1 pseudogene is annotated in these 671 nt (G+C 67.1%); it reads right to left on the bottom strand.

Annotated elements, in window-relative coordinates:
• Window positions 1–671, bottom strand: a pseudogene (locus ACYVD5_RS27970) (hypothetical protein); the annotation flags it as partial.

The raw sequence follows: 671 nt of genomic DNA, 5'->3' as shown, positions 1-671 counted from the left end.
TTTTGGCCGAGGGATCCGTCGCCTTGGCCGGCGGGGACGATGGTGATTTTGCCGGTTTCGGGGTCGGTGACGAATTCGCCGTCGCCGGGGTCGATGGTGATGGTGTCGGCTTCGGGGTTGACGGTGACGCCGAGGTCGCCGGCGTCGATGGTGGTGGTTCCGGTTTCGGTGTCCAGGGTGATGTTGGGGTCGTCGACGGTTCCGCCGTCGTCGTCCTCACCGTTGCCGTCGCTTTGACCGCCGCCGTCGTCTTGGTGGTCGCCGTCGCCGTTTTCGGTGTTGTCGGGGGGCGGGGTGCCGATGGTCAGGAGGCCTGTTTCGGGGTCGACGGAGGTTTCGGCGTTGCCGGGGTCGATGACGGTGCCTTGGGCGCCGTTGTCGCCGGGGTCGATGGTGACGGGGTCGTTTTCGGCGCCGTGTCCGATGCTGATTTCGCCGGTTTCGGAGTCGCGGGTGATTTCCCCGATCTCGGGGCCGTCGCCTCCGTCGCCTTGGCCGTCCTCCTGGCCGTTGCCTTGGCTGTCGTCGCCTTGGCCGTCGTTTTCCTGTTCCTGGTCGTCTTCGTCTTCTTCGTTGCGGAGGTCGATCTCGGTGACCTCGCCACGGTCGCCGCCGCCATCATCACCGCCACCGCCGTCCTCGCCGCCGTCGTCGCCCTTGTCGTCGATCTC

The sequence above is a fragment of the Streptomonospora sediminis genome, assembly GCF_054778995.1.
This window is presented reverse-complemented; position numbering and strand designations above follow the sequence as displayed.